Raw genomic sequence first — 16,380 nt, 5'->3', positions numbered from 1 at the left:
GCGATCGTAGACTCACCCTGTGACCAATGATCATTCCGCATCGACCGATCCGTCCGCCGCTTCAGCGCCCTCATCGTCGACCAGCGCGCCCGAGGCGTGGCCCGAGACCGCCGAGGCGCTGATGCGGTCACGGTTCGAGGCGTTCCGTCATGAGGATGCCGCCTGGCTGCTCGCCTCCTGGCACCCGCGCACGAGGCCTGCTGAGCTTCGATTCGATCCCGAGGTTCGGTGGCGGGGGCTGCAGATCGTCGACACAGTCGCCGGCGGGTCCGACGACTCCGAGGGAATTGTGGAGTTTCGCGCCACATACATGACTGGCGGCGAGCGCGGCGTTCAGCAGGAGCGGTCCCGGTTCGTGCGCGACGACGGCCGCTGGGTCTACCTCGACGGCGAGGTGCGCGACTGACTCAGACCGGTGGTGTCTCAGCCGCGGGGCAGGCGGGCCGCGACGTCGTCGAGAAAGTCGTCTACAGCATCCTGCGCATAGCCGAGCTGAAAGCGCACGACCGGAAAGCGCACGCTGCGCAAGCGGTCGACAGTCATGACGCTCGTGGCCGGCTCTCCGCGTTCGACCTGCTGCAGATATGCGGTGATCTCGTCGAGAAAGTCATCAACTGCGGCCTGCGCATAGCCAGGTTTGAACCGAGTCACGCGAAAGCGCGCGCCGAGCACCTCTTGCGAGGTGATTGCGCTTGGTCCGGGCTGAGATCCTGCTGATGTGTATGGCATGCTTTCCTCCCGAGTGTTCCGGTCGTTGGTGAATATCGTAGCGGGGAGGTCTGACATCGCAGCCGGTGAGCAGGCTGCCGCGTGGCTACCCCCGCAGAATCTTCTGCATCGCCTTGCCCTTGGCGATCTCGTCGACCAGCTTGTCCAGGTATCTGATCTGCTGCGTGAGCGGGTCGTCGATCTCTTCGACGCGCACGCCGCAGATCACTCCGGTGATCTTCGATGCCTTGGGATTCAGCGCAGCCTGCGCGAAGAAGTCGCGAAACGACACGCCATCGTCGAGCAGCGCGTGCAGCCGGTCGTGATCGAATCCGGTCAACCACTGGATCACTTCGTCGAGCTCGTCGACTGTACGCCCTTTGCGCTCGACCTTCGCCACATAGAGCGCGTAGACCGAGGCCACGCTCATGTCGAACACCCGCTGCATGTTGTCGCTGGCTCTGCTCATGCGTGCCAGCGTAGCAAGCGGGGGCCGCGACGTCGCGGCTGGCTGCTACCCCTCGATCCAATGCAGCAGATCGGGGATGTCGGACTGCGTGAGAATGCCGACCGGCTCGCGCCCGCGCATCACGAGCAGGGCCGCCGGTGGGATGCTCGGGTCGCTTCTGGCGTCGAGGTCGCCACCCAGTGCGCGCAGGGCTTCGAGGGCCGGCATCGTCTCAGAGACCAGTTCGACACGATCGCGCTTCTCAGCATGTTCGAGTAAGGCTCGCAACGGCGTCTCGGCGACGAGCCGACCGTCGCTGCTGACGAACTCTGCAGCGAGCCAGCGAGCCACGAGGTTGGTAGTCACCAGCTCGTAGCTGTCCCCGTCGCGCAACGGCGCCTGTGAGAACGAACGCGGCGGTGCCACCAGTTCGAGGAATCGTGAGACCGGAGCGTCCGCATCGAGCACGACGGGCGTCTTGAGCTTGGGCAAGTCAGCGAGCTTCGGCGGCTGAGCCGCCTTGTTCACGAGTGCCCGGAGGCGAGCGACCGACTGATCGCGGGGCACGGCGATCGGGTACTGCTGCGAACGGTTGTCGTACGGTTCGTGCACGATGCTGTTGCGCAGCACGCGAAAGCTGTGCAGTTCGTCACGCTCACGACGGGTGAAGAGGGCATCGGAGTCGCGAATCAGATCGTTGAGCTGCATCTTCTCGGCGTTGCGCTCGTCACGCCGCACCGCCTGTCGACGCAGCTCACGTTCGAGCACGTTGATCAGCCGCAGAAATTCCGTGGCATTGTCGGTCGAGACGAAGTCGGCCTCGTCGGTTTGGTTGCGCGCTGCTGCGTTGCTGTCGCTCACAGTTGATAAATTTATCAAGCATGTCAGGATGGCTCCATGCCCCAGACCATTTACTATGCAGCCTCGACGCTCAACGGCTTTCTCGCGTCGACCGACGACTCGCTCGACTGGCTGCTCCAAGTGCCGCAGGATAACGCACTCGGCGCAGCCGACGCCTTCATGGAACGTGTGGGCGTGTTAGTCGAAGGCTCGGCCACCTATGAGTGGATGCTGCGCGAGAATGACCTGCTGAATCATCCGGAACGCTGGCAGGAGTTCTACGGCGAGCGCCCGACCTTCGTGTTCACGTCACGCGAGCTTCCGCTCGTTCCCGGCGCTGACATCCGCTTGATCTCAGGCGAGGTCGGGCAGCATCTCGCGGCGATCTCCGAGGCCGCAGGCGATCGCGACATCTGGGTGGTGGGCGGCGGCGACTTGGCCGGGCAGTTCGCCGACGCCGGAGCGCTCGACGAGATCATCGTCACCATCGCACCGGCCACGCTCGCGCAGGGCAAGCCCTTTCTGCCGCGAGCGCTGAGCTGGCGCGAGCTGGAACTGACGGGCACGCGCCAGATCGGTCGGTTCGCGGAGCTGAGTTATGCGGTGCGGCGTGAGGAGGCATCAGTCGACGAGGAGCCGCAGGTCAGTGCACTCGCCATCAACGTGCAGATTCCGCCGGCGCTGCGATGGGTCGACACGCGTCGTGACCGCAGCTTCGAGCTGCAGACCATCAATGTTCGCCTGCTGCCCGACGGCACGCTCGCGGCCAAGGCCTATGGTCGCCCAGTCGAAGGCGGACGCGGCGGGTACACACCGTTCGCGGTGCCGGACCGCCCTGAACTCACGCAGCTGATCTCGGCTGCGGCCGACCAGGCGGGCAGACTCTGGGCGAGTCATCGCTGATGGCCTCGCATAGGTGATCGGGCGGTCTCTTTGTATGCAGAGGTTTGTCACCTCTTCGGGCACACTCTCCGCGAATACCTTGGTCTCTTATTTACAGTAGAGCCATACATTGTAAATAAGGAAACATCGTATTGCCAGAAGCGAAGGTGAGTTCAGTGCCAGAGCATCCCGCTCCCCCATCCGACGAGATACTCCCGGTGGCGCTGCCAGCTCACCAGCCAGACATCTGGATTCCACAAGAAGCTGGTCAATCGCGACGCAGCCGACAGCGCGAGACCGGCCACTTCTCGTACAGCATCCCCGCCCCATCGCACAGCTCAACCTGGCGCTGCCCCAGGGAATCGCCACCGACGTGTCTGAGGCGGAAGGCGCGTTGCGAGCGTTCGACGCCGAAGTCAGCGCGGCCTTCGGGTCTGACACGATCGCGTTCGGGCCTATGTCATCGGTCCTGCTGCGCAGTGAGAGCACGTCGTCGTCGAATATCGAGAACCTGACCGTCGGCGCACGGCAGTTGGCGCTCGCTGAACTCAACCTGAGCCAGAGCCCAAACGCACGTCTGGTGGCGTCGAATGTCTTGGCCATGAACACCGCGCTTGAGCTCGCCGACAGGCTCACATCCGACACCCTGCTCGACATGCACCGCGCCCTGTTGATCGGTGACCCGCGGCTCAGCCACGAGGCCGGCAGATACCGTACACAACCGGTATGGATCAGGGGCTCTGCCTTTGGCCCGGTCAACGCCGTGCATGTCGCGCCGCCGCATGATCTCGTACCAGACCTCGTCGATGACACCCTGCAGTTCTTGAACCGAGTCGATGCACCAGTGATTGCGCAGATCGCCATCGCCCACGCTCAGTTTGAGACGATCCACCCCTTTGTGGATGGCAACGGTCGAACCGGTCGCGCCCTCGTGCAAGCTGCCCTGCGCAACAAACAGGTCACTCGCTCGATCACTGCACCAGTATCGGCTGGGTTGCTGCACAGCCAAGAGTCGTACTTTGCCGCCCTCACCGCCTTTCGCGCTGGGGATGCTGCGCCAATCGTCGCGGCGTTTGTTGCAGCCTCAGCTGTATGCCGCAAACAGGGGCACGATTTGGTGCAGGAATTGCGAGCGATCATCGCTGCCCTGCGCGAACGAATTGCTCCCGCCAGCAAGCGGGCGTTCGCACACCAAGTGATTCCGTTCCTGGTCGAACAGCCGGTCATCACCAGTGCTGCACTCGCCGCTCGTTTCGACATCGCGCCGACATCCGCGATACACACCATCGACCTGCTCGCTCAGTACGGAGTCGTCAGCGAAGTCACCAAGAACCGGCGCAATCGCGTCTGGCAGCAGAATGATGTACTCGAGGCTCTCGACCGCTTCGCCGCGAGCATTGTGCGGCGGTGAGCCTGCGCGCTGAGCTTCTGCTCAGCCAGAAGCACCGCCGGTCGTGGTCCGACCGAGCAACTATCCTGGTGTCGTGCCACTCGACCTGAACGACTATCTGCAGCTGACTCCGGCAGATGCGCGTGCACAACTGGAGTCGCTCTCTCAGCGCTCGACACCGCTGCCAGGCCAGCGACAGGTAACCTTCACTCCAGTCGAAACTCTGCTCTCGTTCGGCGCGAGCTTTCGCGTCAACGGGCACGGCTTCGGTGGTGCCAATATCGCTCGGGTCCCCGCACCCATCCCCCAGCTCGCGCGACTGTTCCGACGCAGCAGCGGGAGCATCATCCGCAAGATGTCGAACCTCGACGGATCAAGCCCGAATGGCGCCAAGAACGAGGTGTTGCTCGCGCTGGAACTCACCCGTGACATCCCCCGCTACCTGCGCCTGTACCAGACCATTCTGCTGGCCGCCCGCCAAGTAGCAGTCACTGACGAGGTGCTTACAGACTTCTTGGACATCGTTCCTCATGGTGAGCCCGTCGAGATTGACGCGTTCTTCGAAGTCGACATGATCCCCGACTGGCAAGTTGAGCAGGCAGTGCAGATCGAGCTCCCAACATGGCGCGAGAAACATCCCGACCTGCCTATCGGCGAAACCGAGCGCCTGGCCGTCACCAGCCAGCGCATCGGCCAGCAGCGCTTTGCCAAGGATGTCTTGGCCAACTACCAGCGCACCTGCGCCTTCTGCGGGTTGAGCATTGACGCGTTCGCGCCCGCAGACGCTGCTACAGGAGTCAGCGCTCACCGATTGCTGATCGCCAGCCACATCAAACCGTGGAAGGATGCCACCTCGACAGAGCGGATCGATACCACAAACGGCATCTGCGCCTGCCCAACGCATGACGCGGCGTTCGATCAAGGGCTCATCACCGTGAACACGGCACTCGACATTGAACTGGCCCTGGCTGTGCGACGGGCGGTCGACCACGACCAACGCATCGCCCACAACTTTGGTGAGCGCGGTTTACGCACGAAGCTGCTGGTACCGGGCGAAGCGCGGCAGCCGAAGGATGCGTATTTGCGTTGGCATCGGGAGCATCTGTTCGCGGGATGAGCCGGATTCCTGTGGCGTGGTGCTGATCTCTCCCGGCCCGACCACGATGAGGCACGTCGGCCGCCACCAGAGCGCACCAACTTCTGAACACACGAAACCCGCTGTGACCCACGAGAGCAGAACAGGGCCAAAGTATCCCCGGGGAGCCCAGCAGGCTCCCACATCTGACCAAACCCCAGAGCTGACGCAACCCAAGCACACCCGGGTGCTGCCCTCCCGACGTTGCCCGAGCGGTACGGGGTACTCTCACACCTACTGCTATACGAGTGTTAGAGCAGGTTTAGAGTAGCTCGAAGAACTCGCCAAGCAGAGCGGCGTCAACGGGCTAATGCGGTCGTTGCTGAGATTGGGCGCAGCGAGTCGGCCACCAACACTGATCGTGGATGTCACGTCGCGCTGCTCGTACCGATATCAGAGACACCCTTGAACGATTGACCGACTCGGAGAGGGCGCGAGCACCGCGGCACGCGATTTTCGAACTGACGCCTGCCGTGTAACGAGCAATCGACCACAACGAACGCATCCCGCACGACTTCGGAGCGCGGGTTGCGTACGAAGCTGCTGGTTGGGAGCGAAACGCGGCAACCGAAGGACGCATATCTGTCAAGTGAATCGTGTTGTGTTTGGTGGAGAGTAGAGATTCCCAGAAGAAACCCACCTCTATATCCCAGCAACACCCCGCCGAGATCCGTGAGCGCGCGGTCCGGCTCGTGCGCGAGAATCGCGGACTCCGCCGAGCGAACCAAATCCTGAAGACTTCCGCGACTTTTTCGCGCCGAAGTTGGACCGCCCCTCTCGATAAACGACCGGATCATAATCATCGATCAGCGCAAAGACGAGTGCGGAGTCGATCCGATCATCACGGCGTGGCAGGACATCCCACCCAGATCGCTCCCTCGTCCTACTACGCAGCAAGGAATCGGCTTCACCTATGCGTGAACTACGTGACCGTGGCCCATGCGAGGTGATCGGCCTCATTCACGAGAACAAATATGGCGCGTACGGGGTCGGGAAGATCCACGCCGCGCTACGCCGTGAGGGCGATCGCGGGGTACAGTATCGCGCCGTGCGCTACCCCGACCGGCTCACCGACTGAGAGGCAGTTGCCTCAGTTGGCCCCAAACGCGACCGTTATGACAACGCGCGACGGCCGAAACGACGGACTCGCTCCACAAACCTGAACTCATCCGCAACAACGGTTCCTAGCAATCCATCAACGACCCCGAGGTTGCTACCGCATAATGGGTAGACGACTGGAACGAACGCTGCCTCCATGGTCAGCTCGACCAACCCCCACCAGCCCAAATCGAAAAAGAGTGCTGGGCCACCCAGCTACCTACTCCCGTACTCTACGCATACTGAGAAAGTCACTCTCTACCAACCCCGACCCGACGCTTGACACACGGGCAGCAACCTCCCAGTCCGATGAGAACACGGGCAACGAGCCAGGGAACGGTCCGGAGCCGCCACCACGGCCGGAGCGCGTCGTCGAAGACGAGACGATACCGATGCCGGTCCAGATCAGACGCCCTCATCAGGCCGTGCGCGAGATCGTCGATCACAAAGGTCGCCTCGACGTGCCATCGGAGCAACGCCAACGGGCGATCCTCATCCTGCACGCACTCGCACAGAAGGCGATTCGTCGAGGGTGGACAGTGACCGCCAACCCCTCAACCTTCCAGAAGGATCCTTGGAATGGCCGTAGGACACGTGTGTCACCGGGACGCGATCTCTTCTCGATCGACGCTGGCGACGCCCCAGCAGTGATCCGCCTGCGAATGCAGCAGAAGCGCATCGATCACGTACCCACTGAGAAGGAGCTCGCTGACGAGGCACGTTACAACTGGCATAGCTACCCCAAGTACGACCACGTACCGACCGAACGCATGCGCCTCGAAATCAGGTCAGGCTCACATGATGCGCTGACCCTCGACGACACCGTAGCGACTCGCATCGAAGATAAGCTCCGGCGCGCAACTGAGAAGATCGAGCAGTTGTCGGTCGATGCCCGCCAGGCGGCTGAACGTCATCGTCAGTGGGAGATCCAGCGGGCAGAGGAGCAACGCCGCGCCGAAGAGCTTCGGAAGCGAGCGACCCGATACAGCAACTGGGTGGAGACGCTTGAACAGCTCCACACCGACCTCGTCCGCCATCGCGAGCTGACCGATGCTGTCGCTGGCCTTCGTGAAGCAGTCGACCGGCGAGGCTCCGAGCACGAGTATGCCGAAACCCTCGCGGGCTACCTCAGCTGGTCAGAGACGCACCTCCAGGAATCCGATCCACGTGGCCGCATCTGGCTTCCCCAGGGAGAACGCCCCGATCTGAGCTACGGCGAACGGCAGGAGTGGACGCGGCGGAACCCGCAGCGCAACTGGTAACGCAAGCGGGCGACAGCTCCAGACACCACCAGTTGGAAGCGGAACGTGCCGAAATTGTCAAGCTCTACGTGGCGCCGGCGAGTAACCGCGGCAGATGTCGCTGAAGTTCGGGTTCAACGACAAGATGATTCGTCGCCCTACTTGTGTCTCTTGCTGACACGAAGCGACGCCCCTTCGATATCAGCCTTAGTGACGATGCCGCGCTGTTCGAGCGATTTGAGAAGCGCACGGTTCGCAGCTGTATCCGGGATGGTCGGTCGGTCATGTCCCACGTGCGTCAACTGGGCATATGCGCCGCCGATCGCGTGCAGCATCGTGAACAGCCTGGAGTCATCGACTACCTCCAGATGTGGCTCTAGTAGTGCGAGCGCGGTCGCGGTGTCGGCACGATCCGCGGGCAGTTGCACGACGACATCGAGCGGGAGTCCACGCCCGTTGGCGACTGCGAACCGGGCGAGCTGACCTCGGCCAGACGCATCACTGGCGCTTGCGTAGTCGGTGGCTTCGTCCAGCGTCTTGAGCTTGATCGCCTTCCCAATGCTCGTGCTCGTGAGCAACGACGCCAGATCTTCCCCGACGAGCTCTGGGGTCATGAACGACTTGAACTGGCGTGAAACTCGGATCAGTTCCTCGCGCCACTTCCAGTCGACCTGGCCAAGGTGCTCATAGGTCCCCGCGTCGTCAGCAATGAGATGGCTCTCAAGAAGCAGAGGGAACAACATGCTGTTGGAGGGGGCAATCGCCGTGGCGTCGAGCGCCTCGCTCAACTTGAGGCTCACGACAAGCGGCACACGGACCGTGGAGTGAATGTGTGTACTTGCGGCGAGGATCGCCAGCGCAAGACGGACCTTGTCCGCCTCCGCGGCGTTGTCGACCGCAGTAATCGCGCGAGCCTCTTTGAGGAGTTGGGACAGGTCGGCATCGATCGAGTCACCCTCACCGAGGTAAGTGATGACGTTTCCGAACGTCGCCGGGACATGACCGTATCGTGCAAGCAGGGGCCACGACGTTTCGGGCACGTCCGCGAGGTTGAGGACGCGGCTCTCCTTGCTTGCTCCCGCGATGATGTCCTCAAGGTGATCTGCGTCGTGTTCGAGGATGTCCTCGATGATCGTAACGAAGCCATCGGATGAATCGACCGTGGTGGAATGCCCCTGGACCGCCTTGAGGTAGTCCTCGAGATTGTCGAGCAGATACTCGTAGACCTCCTCATCAAGAGCGCGGATCGAATCGAGCGCGAGGTCAGCATCCTTGCCGAGCGCGCCGAGGAGGTTCGACTTCGAGATGACGTAGCCGTTCCGGGAGACGAACGCCCTGCGAACGGCCTCGGTGAGGGCCCTGAGATCGACGATCTTGATCCCCGCCATGAGGAAGAGAATCGCGATGCTCACGGCCGTCTTGGGGTCGACAGCATCCTTGGTCAACGCCGGAAGTGATGTGTAGTGGTCCGCGAGGTAGCGGGTGGTCGCGTCGTCGGTTGAATACTTGGTGCCGTGCGCGAGATTCGCGAGAGCGTCGCTCACGAGCTGGAGACGCGTTGCATCGTCGAGCTCCGCCTCCGACACGAGGTACGGCAGGACTCGGGTCGACATGCGCACGAGACGCCCCAGGAAACGTGCTCGCTCCTGCCCTGCGTTGAGGTACGCCTGGAGAAATTCGCGAGCCGAGTCTCCGAGCCGTGCGACCGATGTAACCATGATGTCAGCCGTCTCGACATCGGTCTGGAGCAGCCGATCAAGAATGGCGATGTTGTAGAGCGCGGGCTCACCGAGCGCAGCCGTGCCACGTTCGCGCACCACCGCATCGACGTCCTCGCCTGACAACTGGAAATCGACATCCATCAGGTTCTGCTCGACGTGGTGGATGATGAAGTTCGTTGCCGCCGGCCCCACTCGGTCGCCGTGGAACGTCGACGTGCAGAGGGTGAAGTTCTTGTTGATGTAGCCCTCGCGGATCAGTTCGAACGCGAGGCCGCGAGTCAGAAGTTTCTCAGCGACTGCGGCGAGCGACTGCTCCTCCTCCTCGTACTTCACGAGAAATTCCGGCCGCTTCATGGTGCCACCCATGTCGGCGCTCCGCAGGAACGTGAGCTGCTCCAGCAGGTCAGCCAGGGTGTCGTTGAGTGCCTCTTTATCGGCTTGCTCCCACACCGCCGCGTCGATCGGATCCCCGAGCGCCTCAGCTAGGTCTGCCCGGGTGAAGCTCATCGTTTGGTTGTAGTAGCCGTTTCGCCAGGTGAGTGCCGCGCCCTTTGAACTTGCGAGTTCCAGCCAGAAGGCTGGTTGCTTCAGATCCGCGGCAGATCGTGCAGTTGACCCGAGTGCATACTGCGGGCTGTGTTCCTGGTACCCGGCGGCACGAGCGGTCCGAGCAATGTGCGCCAGGAGCGACGACCCGAGCCGTTCGCTCCGTTCTGCGGACTTGCCGGCGCGAGTGAGCGCGGAACGCGTGGCACGGATCTCGCGCTCAACTCGTCGAATGTTCGTGCTCACGAGCTTGCGATGTGCGGCGTAGAGCTTGTCCAGCTTGCTGCTTCCGAGGCGGATGGTCTCGAAGTCGCTGAGGTGGGTGCTCTTGTAGAGCATCATCGCAAAGAGGTCAGTCTCGCTGAGGTCAAGCTCCTTGCCCTCACCAGAGAAGATCCTGTCGCGAAACACGACGATCTCATTGCGGACGTTCTTAAGCAGCCGCATGTCTGGCACGAAGCGTCCAGCACGGTCCACGAGGTCGGGCGACACGGTGTGCTCGAGCCCCTTGAGCAGTTTGCTGGCGAGGTTGCGGGCACTCCGATGGGTGATGAACGGCACGACCGGGATGACGAGATCGAAGAACTTCGTGCGATTAGCACGAACCGACTCAGCCTGTGCAGGGTCAGTGATGTCCTCGAGTGCGACGTCCTTTCTACCCTCGGACTCCAGCCCTATGCGGTCGAAGATGCTGTCCTTGATTGCGTAGACGAAGCGAATGATGCGACCTGATCGGTCGATCTCAGGTCCCGCGTTGAGGAGGGTGTTCAGCGAGCGGAGCGTCTCAAAGATGTGCGAGTCGTTGAAACGGTCGATGTCTTCGAAGATGACGATGTCGTACGGCGAGGTCTCGAAGAAGTACACGATCTCGTCGAGGTACTGGTCGAAGTACGAGACCGACTTCTCGTCCAGCGTGACAGCGGCCGGGCCCGCTGAGAAGGTCTTGATGTGCACGCGGCCGTGCAGCAGGAACCTCACTCCGAAGGTAGCTCCGGTCGCCAAGGCGAGAATGATCGGATAGACCCAGAGCGCGAGATCGACGAGTGGTTTGAGCGTCGCCGTGATGGTCGCGCCCCAACCCGCAAGCAGGAAGATGACGGCCACTGCGAGGCCAACGATTCCAGCGAGCGCGAGTTCACGCTTCCACTCGAACCGCTCGATGCGGCGGAATCTCGATCCCGGTGCGCGATTGGGCTCTTCGCGGTAGAGAAGCTGTTTGACAATCTCTTGCTGAATTCGGTTCGTTGGGGTCGTTGCCTGCACCGGCACCGAGCCGTCGAGCGTCGAGGCTTCGATTGGTGCGAGGGTCGACAGCGACAGTTCGACAACTCGCCCGTTCTTAAGTTCCGAGAGGCGCTTCAGGATGCTGCTCTTGCCGACTCCGTAGTTGCCAGAGAGCGCGATGTTCTTGATCTCGGCGTTCTCCAGCGCCTTCGTGAGCACCGCAACGTACGGCCCGTGCTCAGGCTCCAGATAGCCCGGAGTGAGCGCCAGCAGGTTCCACGTCGACAATGACTCCTGGGACTCGGCGGCAGGGGGCGTCGTCATCGCAAGTCCTCCGAGGCCTCGCCGATCAACAAGCCAGCCTTGTCGGTCGTGTAGTTGTAGTCGACCGGCCCGATCGGTGCGGCGTCGAAGTGGTGCTCGGCGAAACGGATGCGCATCGCCTCGTCCCAGTCGACGTCGTCGAGGTTGCGGGTGTCCTTGGTCTCGCGGATGAGGTAGATCCGCTGGGTGCCGTTCTCGTCGTAGACGATGGCCCAGTCTGGCGAGTATTCACCGACAGGCGTGCGCACGCGGAAGCGGCGCGGCAGCTTGGTGAAGAGCTTGACGTGCTCGCGGCTGGCTTCAAGCTGCGCGGCGAAGGCCCGCTCGACGTGGCTGTCGTAATCGACGTGGTCGTATAGGTTCACGCCGTCCGCAGGTGCGGCGAGGACGCCGTTCTTCGGATCGGGGTTGCCGGGCAGCGGCTGCGGCGGGTTCTTGGACTCGACCTCGAGGAACACGACTTCGGCGTCCCACCAGTCCGTCTCGTCGATGGGTTCGTAGTTGATGCCTTGCACCATCTGCTCGATTGTCTCGATGCGGATGGCGTTCGCCACGATCCGCGCCCAACGGTCAGGATCATCGAGAACGTGCCGGGCGTAGTCCCGGTCGGGATAGTTCAGGATCTCGCGCACGATCCCGCCCAGGGTCGGGCGGGTGAGCTGCAGCGGGAACTTGCCGTACTGCAACTGATCCTCGATGAGCTGCACGACGTCAGGAAGGCGCTGTCCGACAACTACGATCCGCTCGCCACGGGACTCGGCAACGGCAGAGTCCGCTGTGATGACGTGCCCCTGGTCGTCGTAGACGAGATCCGCCGACTGTACGACGTTGGCACGCCGCTCGATGAACTCGAGATCGGCCAGGTGCTCGGATGCCGCCACGACGATCCGCAGTGCGTCCGGGTCGACGGTGACGCGGTAGCGGGCCTTATAGCGGATGCGCTTCCACAGCTCAGCGAACTCGGGGCTCTCAAACAGAGCAGGGCGCCTGCGGACGATGACCTCGTTGTCGGCGTTGTCGACCTCGGGGCTGGCCTCACCGGAATCGCCCCCGGATGTGCTGTATTCAGCGTTCAGACCGTCGCGGAACTCGGTGAACGACTCATCGACGATGAGCGTCAGCCGGTTGATCGCAGGGTCCATGACGCGCCGACCCGACTGGTCAACGGGGATGCGTAGGCCGCGCCCGATCTGCTGGCGGCGTTCCAGCTCGGAGCGGGTGTGGCGCAGGAAGCCGACCTGGAAGACGTTGGGGTTGTCCCAGCCCTCCTTGAGTGCGGAGTGGGAGAAGATGAACGCGCGCGGGTTGGCGCGGTCAAGGATGAGTTCCTTGTTGGCGATGATCTCCTGGTAGGCGCGAGCTTCGTACTCGGCATCGCCACTGCGCCCAGAGGTGTCCTTGAGGATGCCGGTCTTGGTTGACGGGAAGTACGCCACGCGCAGCTCGGTGGGGTCAGGCATCTCGCTCTCGGGATGGCCGGCCCGCACCCACTCTTCGCGGTACAACTCATCGAACATCGAGGGAAGCACCGCTTCGTCACCGGCGTAGTCGGCCACCCGCTCAACGAAGAACAGCGACAACACCTTGACGTCACGGTTCATCGAGTCGATCTGCCCCTGACGGGCCAGGTGCGTGCGGATGGTGTGGCGGATCTGGTCCCGCCATACCGCCTCGGTATCGACGCCGGTTTCGGTGCCCGTCTGCACGACGAGGTTGTTCTCGAAGATCACGCGGTCGGGTTTGCGTTCGATGCTGTCGACCACCAAACCCCTGTACTGGGGAAGGCCACCGGACTCCTCGAAAAGGTCCGTGCCGTTCTGCAACACCACCGGCGATCGCTTGCCACCGGCCTTGTCGATGACGGCCTCGGCCATCAGACGCTTGCGGACGCTGCGCAACTTATCGAGGCGCACATACGGCTTGCCGTCCTCGCCTGCAACGATGCCCTTGACCGACACCCGCTTCACCAGGCCAGCCTCCGCCGCCGGCTTCGGGCCGAGCCTGTGCACGAGGTTGAACGGCTCCTTGTGGGTCGCGCTGTAGCGCAGCGCCACCAGCGGGTTCAGTGTGGCAATCGCCTGACGACGCAGCGGCGTCGCCATGTTCTGCGGCTCGTCGATCAGGACGATCGGGCGCGCCTTGGCGATCTGCTGCACGCCACTGAGCGAATCACCCCACAACTGTGGCTGCTCGGCGCTGGCGTAGAGCGTGTTCGTGTCGGGCTTGTCGAGTGCCTGCACGCTGGCGATCAGGAACTGCACGGTCCCTGACGGCTCGGTGAAGTCGTTCAGCGCCGAGTTTTCACCGAGCACACCCCACTTGTATGGGACGCCCGGGTACTTCAGCCGGAAGTGCTCCTCTGTCTGCTCGAACGTCTTGACCACGCCAGCACGGATGGCGATCGAGTGGACGAGGATGACGAACTTGCGCAGCCCATACAGCTCCGCCAGCCGCAGCGCCGTTGAGATGTAGACATACGTCTTGCCGGTGCCCGTCTCCATCTCGACGGAGAAGTTCGGGAACTCACGGTCGGTGCCCTGCAGGTCAGTCTCGGCCAGCAGATCCAGGTGAGCCTGGGGTTCGACGGCCTCGCGGGCGGTGATGGCCTTCAGGTTGTCCGTAAGGATGTCACGTTCAAGCGTGAAGCCTTCGTGACCATCCGCGCCAGGCGCCTGCCCGGCAAGCGCATCGCGCGGCGGCACCAGGGCACCCTCAAACAGATCGACCACCGCAGCAACGGCGGCCGACTGGTGCGGCTGATCATCAAAACGAAACTTCACGAGGCACCCGCTCCAGAAGAATCAGCTTTGACTGCAGGCGCGGTGCCAGCGTGAGCGTAACCGAGTCCTCCACCCGGTCACCGCGGAGGATCAGGGTGTCGTCGTCGCTCAGTCCGAGGGCATCCGCCGTCGCCAGTGAGAATGCATCCAGCGAGATCAGAAGACGCCCGGAAGCGCCCTGACCCTCAGCCGGGGCGAACTCGTAGACCGTCACGCCGCCGACCTCGTACGTTGTCACGCGCGCATCGAGCTTCGTCCCGGTGGCCTTGAGTGCCACTTCCCAGGCGACGTCGAGCGGCTTCGCCCCGTCAACCACAGGAGAGCCCGCAGTGTGGTCGAGCACCCGCGACAGGTAGTCCTGGCCGGTCATCTCCGGCAGCGCGAACAACGGCTTGTCGATAATCAGGTTCGTTGGACGGGTGCGGAAGATACGGAAGCCCAACTGCGGCGCATCAAGGGTGCCCTGCTGCAGCGAAGCCGCCGCCCGGCGCAGACGCTCGGCAGTCACCGCGAAGATCGTCTCGTACCCAGCGGCGAGCGCGTTCTTGCCCGACTCTTCTGACGCGTCCGGCTTCTCGGGGATCTGGACAAGCACCCAGTGGCGAGTCTTGCCGTCCTTCGGTTTCTGCTCCCAGATTGCCTGTCCAGTCGAACCCGAGCCCGCGAAGAAGTCGAGGATCAGGTCGCCGTCGTCGGTGATGGCATGGAAGAGGCGCGCGAGCACTTCTGTGTCTTTGGGATAGTCAAAGACGGTGGTGCCCATGAGCTTGTCGAGCGCCTTTGACGCTGCGCGTCGGTCTTTGTAGAAGACCGACGCGGGAGCCCACTCCTCGTGCTCGTGCAGGTAGGACTTGAGTTGGAGCCGTCCGCCGTCCTTCTTTGGGTAGACGATGCGGTCGTCAGCGGCAAAAGCTTCCATCTTCTCGCGCCCATATGCCCAGCCGTTTACGTGTGGTTCATAGCCACGGAACGTGTAGACCAGGTTTGGCCGCGGATTAGGGCTTCGTAGATCGGAAGCGAAGTAGACGCCTCGTGCGTCAATCACGCGATAGTGCTTATGTGCCTTGGCGGGAGCTTCATCTGGCAGGGACTTGTACCAGGCCTGCAGATCCGCAGTCGCTGCCTCGTAGTTAGTTCCGTGGGCAGCCCGGAGTTCCTCCACCTTGGCGTAAATCTCATCAAGCCCAGACTTGCGTTCACGCCATCGCGCATCTTGTTCCCGAAGATAAGCATGGTCGCAGGCGTAAGCCAAGACATAGTCGTGTCCGACCGACATCTGGCGCGCGTCATTCTTACGACCCCCGTTCCAGATGAAGTTGCCGACGAAGTTTTCTGCACCAAACACGGCGTCGAGCAGCAGTCGTAGGTGGTGCATCTCGTTGTCGTCGATCGAGACGAGGATGACGCCGTCGCGGCGCAGCAGGTGACGGGCCAGCGCGAGGCGCGGGAACATCATCGTCAGCCAGGGTGCATGCTTGCGCCCGCCGGTCTCGATCCGACTGGTCGTGGCGTTGCCCTGCTCGTCGACCTGACCGGTCTCTTCGAGGTACTGTCGCTCGGGCACGGCGAAGTCGTCGTTGTAGGTGAAGGTGTCGCCAGTGTTGTACGGCGGATCAATGTAGATCAGCTTGACTGCACGGGAGTAACCGTTCTTCAGGAGCTTCAGCACCTGTAGGTTGTCACCCTCGATCAGAACGTCGCGGGCGTCCGGCCAGTTCAACGAGGCGTCCTTGTCGGGCACCAGGGTTGCCGTTGTAGGGAGGCGCGCGTCCTGGCGCGCCTGCTCGATCCCCGGCCAAGCGAACGAGAACGCTGGCTCGGCGTCGCCATCGAGTCCGAGCGCCGCGATTAGAGCATCACGATCAAGCTCACCGTCGAGGAACGCGCTCGGCACCAAGTCACGCAGCTGGGCCATCAGCTCCGACTGTCCGTCCGGGGACTCCCCCGACACCGAAGTGGTCATCGCGTGACCTCCTGACGGGGGGCGTCACGTTTGCTCGCTTTGGCGCTCCGAGTGCGCGACCACTTGGTGTTGGACGAAGT

At 62.7% G+C, this 16,380-nt stretch carries 12 protein-coding genes; 6 read left to right on the top strand and 6 right to left on the bottom strand.

Annotated elements, in window-relative coordinates; translation table 11 throughout:
* The first annotated feature begins 19 nt into the window (after positions 1-19).
* Positions 20-406, top strand: a complete 387-nt coding sequence (locus F8O06_RS03515) for a YchJ family protein (RefSeq protein ID WP_225733361.1) — start codon at positions 20-22, stop codon at positions 404-406.
* Between the two features lie 17 nt (positions 407-423).
* Here F8O06_RS03515 and F8O06_RS03510 read toward each other — a convergent pair whose 3' ends face one another.
* The 3 genes from F8O06_RS03510 to F8O06_RS03500 all read right to left on the bottom strand — a co-directional run bounded on the left by F8O06_RS03510 (position 424) and on the right by F8O06_RS03500 (position 2,017).
* Positions 424-729: a DivIVA domain-containing protein gene (locus tag F8O06_RS03510; RefSeq protein ID WP_192496818.1), complete on the bottom strand. Its 306-nt coding sequence runs from the start codon at positions 727-729 to the stop codon at positions 424-426.
* 85 nt (positions 730-814) lie between these two features.
* Positions 815-1,156: a DUF2200 domain-containing protein gene (locus tag F8O06_RS03505; RefSeq protein ID WP_158037611.1), complete on the bottom strand. Its 342-nt coding sequence runs from the start codon at positions 1,154-1,156 to the stop codon at positions 815-817.
* Positions 1,157-1,222: 66 nt separating this feature from the next.
* Complete coding sequence (locus F8O06_RS03500) at positions 1,223-2,017, bottom strand: hypothetical protein (RefSeq protein ID WP_158037461.1); 795 nt, start codon at positions 2,015-2,017, stop codon at positions 1,223-1,225.
* A gap of 36 nt (positions 2,018-2,053) precedes the next feature.
* On the opposite strand from F8O06_RS03500, the gene F8O06_RS03495 reads away from it, so the two are divergent.
* The 5 genes from F8O06_RS03495 to F8O06_RS03480 all read left to right on the top strand — a co-directional run bounded on the left by F8O06_RS03495 (position 2,054) and on the right by F8O06_RS03480 (position 7,763).
* The gene (locus tag F8O06_RS03495; protein WP_158037460.1) at positions 2,054-2,899 is read left to right on the top strand and encodes a dihydrofolate reductase family protein; all 846 of its coding nucleotides are present in this window, start codon (positions 2,054-2,056) and stop codon (positions 2,897-2,899) included.
* Between the two features lie 352 nt (positions 2,900-3,251).
* A complete protein-coding gene (locus tag F8O06_RS03490) occupies positions 3,252-4,289 on the top strand; it encodes a Fic family protein (protein ID WP_225733360.1) in 1,038 nt (345 codons plus the stop codon).
* A gap of 73 nt (positions 4,290-4,362) precedes the next feature.
* Positions 4,363-5,385 carry an HNH endonuclease gene (locus F8O06_RS03485; protein ID WP_158037457.1) on the top strand — a complete coding sequence of 341 codons (1,023 nt, stop codon included), beginning with the start codon at positions 4,363-4,365 and terminating at the stop codon, positions 5,383-5,385.
* A 931-nt stretch (positions 5,386-6,316) separates the two neighbouring features.
* Positions 6,317-6,481 carry a hypothetical protein gene (locus tag F8O06_RS12145; protein WP_192496817.1) on the top strand — a complete coding sequence of 55 codons (165 nt, stop codon included), beginning with the start codon at positions 6,317-6,319 and terminating at the stop codon, positions 6,479-6,481.
* Between the two features lie 412 nt (positions 6,482-6,893).
* Positions 6,894-7,763 carry a hypothetical protein gene (locus F8O06_RS03480; protein ID WP_158037455.1) on the top strand — a complete coding sequence of 290 codons (870 nt, stop codon included), beginning with the start codon at positions 6,894-6,896 and terminating at the stop codon, positions 7,761-7,763.
* Positions 7,764-7,900: 137 nt separating this feature from the next.
* Here F8O06_RS03480 and F8O06_RS03475 read toward each other — a convergent pair whose 3' ends face one another.
* The 3 genes from F8O06_RS03475 to F8O06_RS03465 are packed head-to-tail and all read right to left on the bottom strand — an operon-like array spanning position 7,901 to position 16,300.
* Entirely contained in the window at positions 7,901-11,557 is a 3,657-nt protein-coding gene (locus F8O06_RS03475) for a DNA-binding protein (RefSeq protein ID WP_158037453.1), read from the bottom strand.
* Complete coding sequence (locus tag F8O06_RS03470; protein ID WP_225733357.1) at positions 11,554-14,337, bottom strand: DEAD/DEAH box helicase family protein; 2,784 nt, start codon at positions 14,335-14,337, stop codon at positions 11,554-11,556. The genes F8O06_RS03475 and F8O06_RS03470 overlap by 4 nt, the downstream gene beginning before the upstream one ends.
* The gene (locus tag F8O06_RS03465) at positions 14,321-16,300 is read right to left on the bottom strand and encodes a site-specific DNA-methyltransferase (RefSeq protein WP_225733356.1); all 1,980 of its coding nucleotides are present in this window, start codon (positions 16,298-16,300) and stop codon (positions 14,321-14,323) included. The genes F8O06_RS03470 and F8O06_RS03465 overlap by 17 nt, the downstream gene beginning before the upstream one ends.
* Between the last annotated feature and the right edge of the window lie 80 nt (positions 16,301-16,380).

This window comes from Pseudoclavibacter sp. CFCC 14310, from assembly GCF_008831165.1.
GTDB lineage: Bacteria > Actinomycetota > Actinomycetes > Actinomycetales > Microbacteriaceae > Pseudoclavibacter_A.
The sequence above is the reverse complement of the archived record's forward strand: the minus strand, read 5'-3'. Positions and strand labels throughout refer to the sequence as shown.